Raw genomic sequence first — 13,643 nt, forward strand, 5'->3', positions numbered from 1 at the left:
TCCTGGACTGTTTCTAACTAATTTCATCAGCTAAGAATATGCGAGGTCTCCTGCACCACATCGCTCAATTTTTGATAGCCCTAGCTCGCAGTATTACGTGCAGTATGGGTATCCATCCTTAGCAAGGGTTCCAACGCCAAATGAGCATCTAAGGCAACAACCATTTAGCCTCTTCCGCAATCCAGGCGCAACGGCGGCCCCTCGTTTGTCGAGTGCCAGCAGGCGGGCGTACCACGTGGTTGGGTTGCCCCGGTCGGAGGTGTTGCGGCCCTTGCGGTAATGCGGCTCCCAAAATCCTGTTCGCCCAGGCCCGGGAAAGCACCTGGTTTTGAGTTTACGAAACTCATCTCGTTTTCGAGTTTCGTAAACGTTGAATCGTAGACGAGTTTCTTAAACTCCTCCAGCCCTGCAATGGCCAGTTGGCACCTGGTGCTGGCCAGTTGCTAGGGGTTCACGGAAAGGAGCGTGGCTGTTGCAGAACTCTGGTCATGTGGCTCAAATGCTAAGTAGCCGCTTCTGGATTGCCCAAGTTGGTGCTTCGGGACGTCTGTTACGCCGCCAAGAGTGCCCATTGGGCGCTAGTAGTGGCCTGGGTAAGGCCACCGCTAGGCTCCGTTGCCGTTGGGGCCAGTACTTGAGTAGCTTTTTGAGGTTATAGGCCACGGCCGTGAGCAGCATGGTTTTGTGCGCGCCCGCATGGCCCCGCACGTTCATGCGGCGCAGGCCGTAGTGGTGAATCAGGTTCCCAAACACGGGCTCGACGGTGCCCTGCCGGACCCGGCGCATGCGCTGGCCCCGACGGCTTTGCTGCCGTTGCCAGGCGCGGCAGTAGGGCGCATCATAGAGCGTGCGGGTGAGTTGCTTGCGCTTGGCACCGGGTACACAGGTGGGCTTCAAGGCGCACTGCTGGCAGTCCTGGCAGGTGGCCCAGTAGATTTTGAGCCAGTGGCCGTCGGTCGTGGTGTCGTACTTGCGAAAGGGCAGCACCTTGCCCGCCCGGCAGTGGTAAGCATCCTGCTGGGCGTCGTAGGTAAAGCCCTCGATTTCGGCCTTGTACTGGCCAAAGACCGGTATCCAGGCCGTCACTCCCCGCGCTTCGAGCAGGGCATAGTTCGAGCCGTTGGCGTAGCCCGCGTCGGCCAAGAGGTCGCGTAGGCGCAGTTCGCAACCGCGTAGGCGTCGCTGCAGGCCGGCGAGCAGGCGGGGGAAATGCAGGCTGTCGCGGCTGTCGGCAAAATCGGCCTGCACGTGGCTGATGACGCCGTGGGCCGTGTCGACGGCCAGGCTGCAGAGGTGGTTGAGGGCCCGGGCCTTGCCGGGCTTGATGGAGATGCGCGCGTCCGGGTCGGTGGGGCTGTAATGCGTCTTGTTGCTGAGCAAACGTGCTTTTTCGTGCTGCGCGCCTACGGGCCCGGGCTCCGACCGGCGCTTGGCCTGCCGGGCGGCCTCGCGGCGCAACTCGTGCGCGGGTGCCGTGATAAGCGGCACCGTCGGTGTCGCCCGATGCGGCAAGCCTGCGCCGGATAGATGGGGCCCCAGGGCCGGCTGCGCCTGCTTTTCGGCCACGCTATCCAGGGAGGCGTTGGCTTTAACCGGAGCCGAATCGACGGCCTGCGTGTCGCCGGCCACCAAGCCCCGGGCCACGCACTGGGCAAAAACGTGGTCGAAGAGGCGCTCGAAGACCGCCGCTGGAAACAGCTGGCGGGTCCGGCTCACGGTCGAATGCCAGGGCAATTCCTCGTCCACTTCGTAGCCCAAAAACAGCAGGATATCCAGCCGCAGGGCGCAGTGCTCGACCAGGCGGCGGTCGCTGACCAGGTTTTCCAGCCGGCCCACGAGTACGAGCTTGAAAAACACCACCGGGTCCAACGAGGGCTGGCCCGTGCGGCTGTAAAGCGCCCGGGTCTCCTCGTAGAGAAACGACCAGTCCACCAGCTCGGCCAGTCGGCGGTACAGATTGTGGGGCCGCACCCGCTCACTGAGCCGAAAGCGGGTCACCTCTTTGTCGAGAAACAGCTTCTTGCCTTGCATCTTCCCTCTACGAACACGGGTTCTGCAACAGCCACGAGCGTTAAGATGGTGCTGGCAACGCACTCAATTGCGGGGGCTCACCAAGCCTTTCTCCCTCGTGTAGCGGATGGATACGAGCTGCTCGGCCGGAAAAGCTTGGGCGAGCTGTTGGACGCGGCCGAAACAGGCCGCTGCGGGCGAATGGTCGCGGGGACCGTCCCACTGCATGGTGCGTTCGACCAGCCGTCCGCTCGCATCCGTAAATCGAAGCGTCCCCCACAGCTCTACCACCGTTGGCCCTCCCCCCTTCTTTACCACATAAGCAATGAGGCGGTACCGCACGGGCGCGGCAGTGCCGTTTTGCGTGGGCTCCAAGGGCCGGTCGGCGGTTGTCATTAGCAGTCGGTCTTCGTTCAGGGTGTCTACCGTGTAGCCCTGTCCCTCGCTGACCGCAGCCAAGCGGCGGACGGAGGCGTCCGCCATTTCGCGGTGCACGCTGAGCAAAATCGCGTTGGCGCCATTGAACGGCCGCGGGGAGATGCGTTGCACCGGCGCCGCAAGGGCAAAAAGGCAGGGTAACAGGGCCACTAACAGCACGGGTCTCATCGGGTCCAATCGGCAACGCCGCGGTTACGCCCACCGCGTGCGCGGGAAGCAGGTAAGAAATGAGGCCGTTGTGCAATGCTCCTTCGACCGGCATACGGGTAACCATCCCCGGGGACAATATATGGTCAAGGAAGCATATTCGAGTTCAGGAAAACGCTCAGAAGCTAAACGCGACCCATTCAGGAAAATGAAACGATGTCCGACCAAGTAGCACCGGCGTTCAGCAACCCTCTTCGCAGAAGGGCGCTGGGCGTCGTGCGGTGGACGACGCGGGGCGGTCAATCGGGTGTCCCCACCGGTTCTCTTAGCGGGAAAAGCCGTATTCGTATTCGAGGTACGGCAGGTTGGCCGGATGGCCCGGGTAGCGGATAACCAATCGGTGGTCTGCCAGCTCGTCAATAAAGGCACTTCTGCGGCTCCCCAGCGTCAGGGTGTTTCCCTGCCGGGCATAGGATTCGCTGTTGGCAAACTTGGCGTTGGTACGCGGGTCGTAAAACAGCAGCGAGTCGGCCGTAACAACCAAGTTGAGTTGCGGCCCGTAGTCCGCGGTGCGTCCAATGTAGGTGCCGTCCAAGGCCGTGTAGGAAAGGGTGGCGGAAGTCTCGCCGTGCCAGCGGCCGGCAAAGGCCGGGACCGGGGGAGGGGCGTCTTTCTGACAGGAGGTGAGCAGGACTATCCCCAGGGAAAGCAAGGTGTAACGCATCGAAGAAAACAAGGAGAAGCCGAAGGGGACAAAGCTAACAGGCCACGCGCCTCGAAAGGAGCAGGGTCGTAAACGCGCTCTGTTCACTTTAACGGTAATTACTCGCTCCACTACTGGGCCGCTACTGGCACCGGTAGCGGCCCAGTAGTGGAGCGAGTAGTGGCTACCGAAAGGGTCGTGCCGTAAACGCGCTCCGTTCAGAATTACGAGGGATAACCTTGTTTAGGGCATCACGACGCGCGGGTGCGGCAAGCGCTCGTGCGGGTCGTATTGCGCGCCCAAGTCCGCGGCGTCTTGTTCCACGGTGGTCGGAAAGCCGAGCTGGTGGCGGTAGTAGTTGACCCGCGCCGGCTTCTGAATGGGCCACATGACCCGGGTGCCGTCCTGGCGCACCCAGTTGGCCGTTTGCGTGCCGTAGCGCTGCTTCCTGCCGGACAACATCCGCACGCGGTCCTCCATCATCGCCGCATCCGTGGCCCACGCCTCGCCGTGCCGGGCCAGCCGGCGCAGGGTCGGCAGGTACTGCGTCATCACGGCGCGGCTGGCATGCTGCACGACCAGGAACACCGCGCCGGCCGCGGTGTCGCCCACCTGGCTGCGGGCCGGCCAGCCCGTGGTGGCCAGCAGGCGGCGCACGTACGCTTGGTTCACCGAATCCGTGGCGTGCATTTGCTGGAATAACGGCCCGGCGGCCGGCGAGTCCAGGCCCACGGCCGTGAGGGCTTCCCAAGGTTTACTGAAACGGTGGTGGCTGTTGCAAAACCCGCGTTCGTAGAGGGAAGATGCAAGGCAAGAAGCTGTTTCTCAACAAAGAGGTGGTCCGCTTTCGGCTCAGTGAGCGGGTGCAGCCCCACAATCTGCATCGCCGGTTCGCGGAGCTGGTCGACTGGTCGTTTCTCTACGACGAGACCTGGGCGCTGTACAGCCACACCGGGCAGCCTTCGCTCGACCCGGTGGTGTTCTTCAAGCTCGTGCTCGTGGCCCGCTTGGAAAGCTTATCTTGTTTCAGCATGTAGGCTCCTGTTTGGAACGTTGATTTTTCTTACACATCCTTATTTCTAACAGAAACAATAATTGGGAAAAACGATATCTTTTGAATTTGAGTGTGTTCGCTGCCACAATCGCCAACCCAAGGGTCATCGTCATCGGGTGTATCGCCGATGATGCTCAATATTCTTACTGGACCAGTAGGCTCACTCATAATGTTCCTTTCAATCGCGTGTGAACCATGACCTTTAAGCTTACCCTTGTAAGAAGCCACCTTTGTGGATTTTATATCAAGGACAGCATAATTATCAGGCACTTTCCCAATTAAGACACGATTTTTATAAACAGAGCAGTGTGTATTTCCGTTCTCAGATTGTGTCCAATTGCAGCTAATATTAGCGTAAACATTGTTGCCCTCGTTAAAGATATCTAAGCGAAAATCTAAATCAGGTCCTTCCCCGTCAAACTCTCTGTCTTCCCCACCATCTGGAGTTGCACAAAGCTTCACAATATCAGAAAGCTCCAGTGAATATTCTTCCGTTTGCTTCATTGTACACGTTCTAGAAGTGTATTTTCCAGACTGTACAAGAGTAAAAATGCTGCCATCCGTGCAATGCTTGAGTGTATAAGCCAGCGGGACCCCCTGGTCGTTAGGCCCCCATATCGCTCCGTTGATAAGTATATCATGCAAGGAGGCTTTACGCGCTACCGCTCTAAGTATCTCGAAAGGTGCATTAGGATTTCCTCCCATTGCCAATATGTTCACAGATTTTTCATCGAACAGCTTTTCTACTAATGAGTTGGCTGAAAACGAACCACTAGCAGCAAAACTACTAAATTCTGCTTTTATACTTGCGGCTTGACCCTGAATACTTCTATCGGTTTCCATTATTACCATAATTCTTCGTCCGTACTTAACCGAAGAAATATAAACCGGAGAATAATCGACAGGCCCATGCGGCTTATAATCAAAAAAACCGTATGGGCCTATTGCATCTACATCTATGGTATAATATACTTGAGTTACATCAAGTAAATACCGTGACTTCACATCTTCTCTGTCAAAGTTGTAAGCTGCCTCAACATTGCCAAATCCTGCTGAGTACTTGCCCTGTAATACCAGTCCTAAGTGTTCTTTTGAAAATATCTCCACACAGCTTATGGTAGTTTGTGCAGGATTTCTGCCATTAATGGCAGAATTAATGATAGAGCGTATACCTTGTCTGACACTAGAATTTTTAGGGTTATTTACAGGCGCGGCCCCTATTTTTGTTATCGCTAGTGAGGTTGAGAGCTTAATAGGTTTTCTGGCACCTATAATTTCGGTATACCTACCATCCTGCAAACTGGCAGCGTCTAGTACGCACCCAGGATAAATGATATCAGACTGTGGGTCAAGCAATATTGTTTCTGCTTTTCCCGGCGACCATTCCATTTCCTTAATCTCACATTTCTCAGTGGGAGTATTTATCGTTTTTTGCGACAAAAGCTTTTTTTCATCCTTTACCAAAGCTTGTTGAACTTTCGTGCGTGGCACTCTATACCGCGGTTTAGGCTTGCCTTCAGTATCTAAGACAATGCAGATGAGCAAACCTAGTAGAGTGAGAAAATTATAAGATGCAGTTTTCATGGCTAGCAAAAGTTATGAAGTTGTTTTCCTATAATCACCACGCAGTTAATGCCTTTCTAGTAATGCACGTTACCGCCGTGTATTTTCCGAATTCCGGGTGCTTCGCTTACTAGTTTCAACTTGTAGGGACCAGATTGGACCGGCGGCTGCATTTGAGATGGAGTAAATGTATGCCAACCACCACGGGGGTTTTCGCGGCTGCCTTTACTTAAAATCTTGTCATTCTTATCAAGCATCTCAAGGCGAAAGGCACCTCCATTAGTCATTTCAATTTCAATCAAAGTAACATTGTCAAACAAAGCACCATCGTTAATCCACAGAAAATTTGAAAACGATGATTTGGGAATGGAGTAATGTTCCATGTAGACGTTAAAGTAGAAATGTGAATTAAACCGGTGGTTTAGTTCACAGCCCTGTATTATTTTTATGGATGGACTCGGCGTTCGAGCTGGGGCCGCCCCACTCCACAGCAGAAAGAGAAGTAGCACTAGGGGCAGCGGCCGGTCTGGACTATTAGCGGCGTGACACTTGGACTTCATAAGGCCATTTTAAAAGCATTATAGATAGCACCAAGGCATGCCCTGAAGTACCCTGTAAATATACAATAAAAAAATACTACATTCATATAGTTCATGAGTTATTTTTTTTATCTTCTCAGCTGTTACCTACGTTTCGCTGTATCTGAAGTGTAAATCTGTAAGACTATTAAGAGATTTTTGCCACGCCCAAGCCTGCTTGTTGAGCAAAAAGACCCACTACAGCCCCACCGACCCCGATGCGCGCATCTCCGTCAAGCCCGACAAAGCCCGCGCTTTAAACTACCTCTGCAGCTTGGCCGTGGACACCGCGAGCGGCGTCATCAGCTACGTGCAGGCCGACTTGACCGATGGGCGCGACAGCCTGCACCTGCCCCGGCTGCTGCGCGGCCTGCAGCGTCGCTTCCGGGCCACGAACTGCCCCGGCGCGCACTGCTGGCCGATGCGGGCTACGCCAACGGGTCGAATTACGCCTTGCTCGAAGCCGCACAGATAACCGCCTGGATCCCCGTTTTTGGCCAGTACGAGGCCCAAATCGTCGGCTTTACGTACCACGCCCCACCGATGACTACACCTGCGCGGCCGGCAAGCGCCTCTCGTTTCGCAAGTACGACACCTGGGCTGACGGGGCCTGGCTCAAAATCTACTGGTCCACCTGCCAGGACTGCCAGCAGTGCCCCCTCAAGCCCACCTGCGTGCCCGGGGATAAACGCAAGTAGCTGACCAGCAACATATACGATGGCCCTTGCCGCCGCGCCTGGCAGCGGCAGCAGAAGACGCGCGGCCGACGCATGCGGCGCGTACGCCAGGGCACGGTGGAGCCCGTCTTCGGCAACCTGCTGCCGCACTACGGCCTGCGCCGCATGATTTTGTGCGCGGCCTGCCGCCGCCCACAAAATCATGCTGCTCACGGCCGTGGCTTTCAACCTGAAAAAGCTTCTCAAATACCACCCCACCCGGAAAATTAGCTCGGCGATAGCCCTACCGTAGCCCCTGCTGGCGGTCAATCGGCGCGCTGGACGACGAAACAGGCGCACTCAAGTGCTAACTCGGGCACTTACCCAACCGCTCACCAGAAAGCGAACCGCCTAACCCGACTTCTCCAACAGCCACGGTGGTGTCGTAAACGCGCTTCGTTCAGTAGAAGGAGGATATATTTGGTAGCGGTCCTATTGCTCTTCCCCATAATGCGGTTCTTGGTTGCTCTTCTATCCCTGCTGGCTTGTATGGGAAGCAACGTTTCTGCCCAAGGTTCCAAACCGCCCCTCTGGCCTTTCCATCGGACTTACACCTGGCCCCCGTACCAAGGCGTCGTGGTGGTCTTTCATCAATACCGGGTGTTTGGACGAACGACGCGCTTGTCCCGCGGCCATGAATCACGGCCTATCCGAAAAAAGAGCTACCCCTACAAGGTCAAAAAATGGTGGGGGTGGCGCACCACAGAAACCTTCACCCTGCGCAATCGGGCGGGCAGGCGCCTGACTTCGGCTCACTACGATTACGTCAGCACCGAAGCCGACTACCGAATCATCGTGGGGCGCAAGCTCAGCAAAAAGAACGTACAGCATTGGTACATCGACTCGGTGGGCGTTACCACGCCCTACCCGTACAAGCGACGATGAGGGGCGCAAGCCCTCGCAGGAGGGAAAATTTGTCATGCGCCCTCCCGTTCAAATAAACGGTTCCAATCGAAAAATGAGGAATTGGTCTAGGAGCTTGCTCGGGCAGCCCTGGATGCAGGCCTTCCACCGCCCCAGTTCGCATTCAGCGGCCGGAATCCGTGAACGAGGCTAGGAAAGCGGCCAGATTGGTTGGGACCGCAAAGGCAAGGACGCGCGCCCCGAACTGGAGCTGGCCGTTGAACCCGCCCGCGATGTACACGCGGGAGCCACGGGTGGCCACCGTATTCACTTCGTTGGGCGTGGTCATCTGGCGAAAATTGCGGGGTTTCTCCCGGGGTGGCACGTAGGTACGCGGGGGGGCAACCGCGCTCACCCAGTCGTAACGGCCCGTGGCGCCGCGGTCGGTCAGCCGGGCTACGTAGAGCGTCAGGGGTGCCGACGGCGCCGCCGCGAGCGCAACGGTGCCAAACAGAGCGCTCCCCCAAACGCTGCCGGTCACGTACACACGGGCGCCGGTCACGGCCAGACCGCTGGTGCGGCAACTGCCCGTGCCGCCGGCTTGCTGCACCCAGACGTAGTCAGCACGGGCACCCGCGTCGGCGAGCTTGGCCACGAAGCTGTTCTGGTTGACGAGGTTGTTCCGGCCACTCGCAGTCTTAGGCAGCACCGTGGAGCCCAAGCGGAGCGTATCTTGCCAGAACCAGCCAGCTAGGTACACCTTCGCGCCACTGACCGCCACGGCACTCACCGCGCTGCCGCTGGCTATGCGCTGGGTCCAGACCAGCCGGGCGCTGGGGCCCGCATCGGTGAGCTTAGTCACGTACGGGCTGTCGGTGGTCCTGGCGACGTCGCCCCACCCGTCGGAATCGTCGTCATTGGCCGGATTGCCCACGACGTAGATGTCGGCGCCCTGCACGGCCACCGCACCGGCCGTGCCAGCTCCCTGGCGGCCGCTGGTGGGCACCACCCAGTCGAAGCGCCCGCTAGCGCCCGCGTCGGTCAATTTGGCCACGAACTGCTGGGGAGCGGGTCCGGCGTCCTCGGGCGGCTCGCCGCGGGGCGCAGGCAGCGAGCAGGGGCCGAATTGGCTCACTGGGCTGCTGCAAACGCCCATTAAATACACCTGCGCGCCATTCACGGCCACGCCTAGGCCGGTATCGTCCTTCGCCCCTCCCGCCCGCTGGGCCCAGATAAACGCGGCGGTACGGCCTGCATCAGTGAGCTTGGTCACGAACACGTCGGTGGTTTCTTTGTCGAGCCGGTGCTCACTGGCCACCGTATCGGCATTGGTCAAGGTCAGCGGGCCCACGCGCAAGTGAAGGCTACTGAAGCGGCCCGTCACGTATACGGCTCCGCCGTACACGGCCACGGCTTGGGCTTCGTCCGAGGCGGTCCCGCCGATGCGCTTGGCCCAGACAAATTGCTGCGAGGCCGGGCTCCATTTGGCCACGAAGGCATCCAAGCCCTGGCCTTTCTCAGTGCTGTTGAGCACCAGCTGGCCAAAATGAGGGGTGCCGGCAAAGGCGCCCACGAGGTACACGTCGCCCTCCGGGCCGATGGCGGTCGCCTTCACCGTGCAAAAATGGCCCAGGCTGGCCACGGCGGTTTGCCAAGGTGGCGCCTGGGCCCGGGCCGTCAAACCGACCAGCCACAAGAGCCCCACCAGCGGGCGCCTACGCGTTGGAGAGGAAGAGCGTGCCGGAAAAACGGGAGGCATAAATCGGTAAAATCAGAGGGGGTTCTTGCCCGCACCTGGGCCCAATACGCCTAAAGGTAAATCCCGTGGCAGATACAGTCACGCCTTCCGGCAGCGCCGTATAATTCCGCATCCGACCTGCTTGGGGCGGCTGGTTTACGTCGCCTGCGACCATGACCGGCCTGCTGCTACAAAAAGCAGCCTTATTCTGTGCCTACAGTGCCTGTTAACAACGAGTACCACGCTCGGAAGTAAGGCCGCGTGGTGTGCACGCCGAATTGGGCGTTGTTGAACCATTTGCCTCGGTTGACTAGGTGGGAGAGCATCAAAAAGTGTGGGGCAATTGGGCTAAGCGGCCATCTGCATCGGTTCCGCTGGCACTGACCGGAAGCCCGGATACTGCTGCCGGAAACAGTCTTCCCATTCCTCGTTGAGCACCTTGGTACGGGCCTGTACGAGCAGATGCGCTCCCTTTTTGGTCCACTGCATCTGCTGTCGCTTCACGAATCGCTTGGCCAGCACTTGGTTGACGGCTGACTCCACAAAGCCCGTAGACACCCGTTCGCCGTAGTGATGGCGCTCGGCGTAGTCCACAATGAAGCCGCTGTTCTGCTCTACATAGGTTTGAAAATCAGCAATTAATCTGCTCAACGGCTTCAACTTGCCATATTTCTTGGCCACCAGCGGGTCGTCTTGATGCGTGGCCAGGATATCGTCCAGGTCCATTATTTTTTCCACCGCCCGCTCCGCGTTGCCGTGCCAGAGGTGCCACTTGATGCTGTTCAAGCCGTCCTGCAGCGCTTTTCCACCGGCCGCATCGACCTGGGCCACGCCCAGCGCGTATTGATGGAGCACCGTCAGGCGCATGGTCAGGTGAAACCAGTCCAGGATGTGCGTGGACTCCGCGCTCAGATAGCTGGTCAGCGACCGCAGAACAGCGGCGCCATCGGTAAAGAATTCCACCGACTGATTCGCCTGTAATCCCTGCGAGCGCAAGACCTCGAACACGCGCCGGCGCGGCTTGGCGTCGACCTCCTGCACAAAGCCGAAGCATTTGGCGGTCCCCTCTGCGGGAATGCTTTTGCCGGCTATCACCTCGAAGCAGCCTTTTTTATGCCAGTGCCGGACGTAGCCGCCGTCGAGGCCCACCACGAGCGGGCGGGCCGGGCACGGCAAGGCCTCGCGGTCGCGCTGACAAACGCCTTGGAAAGAGGCCACCTCCGCGGGTAGCTGCTGTTCCTGCGCCTCGACCACGGCGTGCAGGTGCTGCTGGATGGTCGTGCCCGATAGTTTCTCACTCAGGGGCAGCACGTCGTGGAGCAAATCAGCCGTTTTCTGGTACGGGATGAGACTGGCCCACTTGGTTTCCAAATAGAGCCGCTCGGGCGTCACGTGCTGCGGGAACAGGTGCTGGAGGGGGCTGAAGGTTTTGGGTCCCGCCTCCGAAGGCGGCAAGTAGTAGCGCGGGCTGTTGACCGTGACGTTCCCGAACAAGGTTTTCAACTGGAGCGGATAGCTGCCTTTCTTTCGTAAGCCGACGGGCTGCTGCGCCTGCAGATGTATCGTTACCTGTTGGGCAATCATCTGCTGTTGAATGCGTTGCAGCAGCGCTTTGGACTCGGCTAGCGTCAGGCCCACACTGGCCAAACTCAGGTCCTCCCGGCTCCAAGTGAACACGTCTTCGAGTAGGGGCTCTTCGCCTTCCGACAGGCACGCCACCAGCTGTAGTTTAAAGTTCATGGCAACAAGGAATTGAAGGTTAAAGCAAAGTCTTCACTTTACGAACCGTATTGATGGCCACCGCACAGAGCTTGGCCGTTTTACGTACGCTCAAGCCCGCGCGCAGCTGCCGGGCCACCGCCGCATACTTTTTTAGAAAGACGGCCTTTTCTTCCGTCGCGCCCACCGGGCGGCCAATTTTGATGCCTTGCCGCCGCGCTTCGTCCATACCGGAGAGAATGCGCTCGCGCAAGGTGTCGCGTTCCAGGCGGGCAAATTCGGCCAGCAGCGTGAACATGAACTGGGCGACCGGATTGCGTTTGCCGTTTTTGAGGGTTTCGATCCCGAAATTTTGGACATAAATGCTGACGCCCAGTTGGGTCAACTCCTCTACTATCTGCAGCACTTCCACCGTGGAGCGGCCCAGGCGTGAGACCTCGCTCACCAATACTTTTTGAACGGCTCCCTGACGGCTCATTCCCAGCAATTGCTGAATCCCCTCCCGGTCCTGATTCCGCTTGGCTCCGCTAATCTTCTCCGAAATCTCGGCCACGACCTGCACCGCCTGGCTCTGGGCCACGGCACGGAGGTCTTCTACCTGCCGTTGGTAGTCTTGCTCCTTCTTGGAGACCCGCACGAAAATAACCGCGTGTTGCATGGCGCAAAGCTACCCGGGCCGTATCAACTAAACCACTTGGTTTTTCTGATACAGCTTTCAAGATTTCAAATCCGCGAAGAAATAGTCGTAGCTGCCCTGCGAGTACAGAAAATCGGGATTACCCTTTAGTTGATACACTTTGGCCAACCGTTGGTTAACAAGCTCCTTGTCGAAATACTCTGGCCGATAGGTCCAGAACCAGGTCGGCACGTCGTCTTCCCGAATATCCTCACCGGCCAGCAAGCGGTCCTGAGCTTCGTAGGCCCAGCTGAACTGGTCGAGCGTGCGCTGGTCGTAGCCGCTGGGGCCGCCGACTTCCTCGGGTGGGCAGGCCCGGCGGCCACTCACGCACACCGGATGGTTCACCAGTGCGGCCGGAGGCAGTACTTTCTCGATTCGCACCTGGTGGAGCCAGTAGTCGCCGAAGTCGTAGGTGTAGGTGAACTTGTCGTTCGCCCGCCACGGGAAATCGCCCAGGTGGACCCGGCGGGCGTCGTCGGCAAAGTAGAGGCCGCCGGCGTACGGCATGCCGTACTCTTTGCCCCAGAGCTTGAAGCTGTGCAGGTGCCAGTTGTCCCAGCCCATCACCACCTGGAAGACGTGGTGCAGTTCGGCCAGCGTCGTATCGCCCCGCACCAACACGCGCCGGCAAATCTGCGGGCTGATGCCCAGCAGATGAATCTTGAGCTGGTAGACCGCCACCAGCCGGTCATCGCCGGCGGAAGGCAGGGCAACTGGAGGGGGCATGGCGGTCACCGATAGAGAAGGGCTCCGAAGTTAAGCCAGAGAGTGGTTCACCCCTACTGCCCCACACTTTTTGATGCTCTCCCCTATCCCAGATGCAGGAAGTGCAGGAGCAACGTCGCCTGACTCGCGGCGGCTTTGAAAGCTGCCTGCAGTTGGATTGGGTAGAGGAGTAGATTCAACCAGCCTCTTGCTGTCTGTTCGCTCAGTCAGGAAGCTGTATAAAATGGGACCGTACCATATAAAATGGGACCGTACCATTGGCCCGGAGCCTCATCTGGAGTAAGGGATTAGGCAAGCAATCTGCAGTAAGCCAATTCTTGTTGCCGGGCTGTTCGCTGAGTCCACCAGGTCAGTTGGACTTATTTCTTTAAGGCGCTATATTGCCTTCCCGTTTCATTAAGTAGAAGTGAGGAAGCTGTGCCATTCACGTCCGACCCCCGGCTGTTCCACCAGCTGGGGGTCATCATTTACAGACTGCCGTGCCGGCTCAGCCGGGTCACCTCTGACCATGGTTAAAAGTTGGGCTCAAAGGCTAAACGGATAGCTTCCGGTATTTTACTACCCACGCTGCCCGGCTTTGTGATGCCAAGCGTTGTTACACAGGTCGAGACAGGGCTAATGTCTGTTGGCAAAGCAGCCCAAGTGATGTCTCCTTACCTCATTGTAGCCGGTACGCTGTCTTGGTGGCGCATAGTTATTCTGGTGCTGGGCTGGTCAACCTGCGCAGCT

13 protein-coding genes are annotated in these 13,643 nt (G+C 58.1%); 3 read left to right on the plus strand and 10 right to left on the minus strand.

Going from position 1 to position 13,643, the window contains the following annotated elements; genetic code table 11:
* Positions 1-495: 495 nt before the first annotated feature.
* The 4 genes from ABD819_RS16100 to ABD819_RS16115 all read right to left on the minus strand — a co-directional run bounded on the left by ABD819_RS16100 (position 496) and on the right by ABD819_RS16115 (position 4,030).
* Positions 496-2,031, minus strand: coding sequence for an IS1182 family transposase (locus ABD819_RS16100; protein WP_345125893.1), 1,536 nt, complete (start codon positions 2,029-2,031; stop codon positions 496-498).
* Positions 2,032-2,094: 63 nt separating this feature from the next.
* Positions 2,095-2,493: a hypothetical protein gene (locus ABD819_RS16105; protein WP_345125895.1), complete on the minus strand. Its 399-nt coding sequence runs from the start codon at positions 2,491-2,493 to the stop codon at positions 2,095-2,097.
* Between the two features lie 427 nt (positions 2,494-2,920).
* Complete coding sequence (locus tag ABD819_RS16110; protein WP_345125897.1) at positions 2,921-3,319, minus strand: hypothetical protein; 399 nt, start codon at positions 3,317-3,319, stop codon at positions 2,921-2,923.
* Positions 3,320-3,541: 222 nt separating this feature from the next.
* Positions 3,542-4,030, minus strand: coding sequence for a DUF6624 domain-containing protein (locus tag ABD819_RS16115; protein WP_345125898.1), 489 nt, complete (start codon positions 4,028-4,030; stop codon positions 3,542-3,544).
* 71 nt (positions 4,031-4,101) lie between these two features.
* Between ABD819_RS16115 and ABD819_RS16120 the strand changes: the two genes are divergently transcribed.
* Complete coding sequence (locus tag ABD819_RS16120; RefSeq protein ID WP_345125899.1) at positions 4,102-4,335, plus strand: transposase; 234 nt, start codon at positions 4,102-4,104, stop codon at positions 4,333-4,335.
* Positions 4,336-4,361: 26 nt separating this feature from the next.
* On the opposite strand, the gene ABD819_RS16125 is transcribed toward ABD819_RS16120, so the two are convergent.
* Positions 4,362-5,936 (minus strand): thiol-activated cytolysin family protein, encoded by a 1,575-nt coding sequence (locus ABD819_RS16125; RefSeq protein ID WP_345125902.1) that lies wholly within the window; start codon positions 5,934-5,936, stop codon positions 4,362-4,364.
* 56 nt (positions 5,937-5,992) lie between these two features.
* On the minus strand, positions 5,993-6,298 hold the full coding sequence (locus tag ABD819_RS16130) for a hypothetical protein (RefSeq protein ID WP_345125903.1): 306 nt from the start codon (positions 6,296-6,298) through the stop codon (positions 5,993-5,995).
* Between the two features lie 376 nt (positions 6,299-6,674).
* Between ABD819_RS16130 and ABD819_RS16135 the strand changes: the two genes are divergently transcribed.
* On the plus strand, positions 6,675-6,968 hold the full coding sequence (locus tag ABD819_RS16135) for a hypothetical protein (protein WP_345125904.1): 294 nt from the start codon (positions 6,675-6,677) through the stop codon (positions 6,966-6,968).
* A 691-nt stretch (positions 6,969-7,659) separates the two neighbouring features.
* A complete protein-coding gene (locus ABD819_RS16140; RefSeq protein WP_345125907.1) occupies positions 7,660-8,094 on the plus strand; it encodes a hypothetical protein in 435 nt (144 codons plus the stop codon).
* A 142-nt stretch (positions 8,095-8,236) separates the two neighbouring features.
* Here ABD819_RS16140 and ABD819_RS16145 read toward each other — a convergent pair whose 3' ends face one another.
* From ABD819_RS16145 to ABD819_RS16160, 4 genes are all read right to left on the minus strand, one after another.
* Entirely contained in the window at positions 8,237-9,667 is a 1,431-nt protein-coding gene (locus ABD819_RS16145; protein ID WP_345125909.1) for a hypothetical protein, read from the minus strand.
* 471 nt (positions 9,668-10,138) lie between these two features.
* Positions 10,139-11,530: an ISKra4 family transposase gene (locus ABD819_RS16150; RefSeq protein ID WP_345125912.1), complete on the minus strand. Its 1,392-nt coding sequence runs from the start codon at positions 11,528-11,530 to the stop codon at positions 10,139-10,141.
* Between the two features lie 19 nt (positions 11,531-11,549).
* Positions 11,550-12,167 carry a recombinase family protein gene (locus ABD819_RS16155; protein ID WP_345125914.1) on the minus strand — a complete coding sequence of 206 codons (618 nt, stop codon included), beginning with the start codon at positions 12,165-12,167 and terminating at the stop codon, positions 11,550-11,552.
* Positions 12,168-12,224: 57 nt separating this feature from the next.
* Positions 12,225-12,914 carry a plasmid pRiA4b ORF-3 family protein gene (locus ABD819_RS16160; protein WP_345125916.1) on the minus strand — a complete coding sequence of 230 codons (690 nt, stop codon included), beginning with the start codon at positions 12,912-12,914 and terminating at the stop codon, positions 12,225-12,227.
* Between the last annotated feature and the right edge of the window lie 729 nt (positions 12,915-13,643).

This window comes from Hymenobacter antarcticus, from assembly GCF_039539545.1.
Taxonomy (GTDB): Bacteria; Bacteroidota; Bacteroidia; order Cytophagales; family Hymenobacteraceae; genus Hymenobacter; species Hymenobacter antarcticus.

Excerpts from the sequence above, each read along its gene's own strand:
- ABD819_RS16100 (WP_345125893.1), bottom strand. The coding sequence starts at position 2,031 with ATGCAAGGCAAGAAGCTGTTTCTCGACAAAGAGGTGACCCGCTTTCGG.
- ABD819_RS16105 (WP_345125895.1), bottom strand. The coding sequence starts at position 2,493 with ATGGCGGACGCCTCCGTCCGCCGCTTGGCTGCGGTCAGCGAGGGACAG.
- ABD819_RS16110 (WP_345125897.1), bottom strand. The coding sequence starts at position 3,319 with ATGCGTTACACCTTGCTTTCCCTGGGGATAGTCCTGCTCACCTCCTGT.
- ABD819_RS16120 (WP_345125899.1), top strand. The coding sequence starts at position 4,102 with ATGCAAGGCAAGAAGCTGTTTCTCAACAAAGAGGTGGTCCGCTTTCGG.
- ABD819_RS16125 (WP_345125902.1), bottom strand. The coding sequence starts at position 5,936 with ATGAAAACTGCATCTTATAATTTTCTCACTCTACTAGGTTTGCTCATC.
- ABD819_RS16130 (WP_345125903.1), bottom strand. The coding sequence starts at position 6,298 with ATGGAACATTACTCCATTCCCAAATCATCGTTTTCAAATTTTCTGTGG.
- ABD819_RS16140 (WP_345125907.1), top strand. The coding sequence starts at position 7,660 with ATGCGGTTCTTGGTTGCTCTTCTATCCCTGCTGGCTTGTATGGGAAGC.
- ABD819_RS16150 (WP_345125912.1), bottom strand. The coding sequence starts at position 11,530 with ATGAACTTTAAACTACAGCTGGTGGCGTGCCTGTCGGAAGGCGAAGAG.
- ABD819_RS16155 (WP_345125914.1), bottom strand. The coding sequence starts at position 12,167 with ATGCAACACGCGGTTATTTTCGTGCGGGTCTCCAAGAAGGAGCAAGAC.
- ABD819_RS16160 (WP_345125916.1), bottom strand. The coding sequence starts at position 12,914 with ATGCCCCCTCCAGTTGCCCTGCCTTCCGCCGGCGATGACCGGCTGGTG.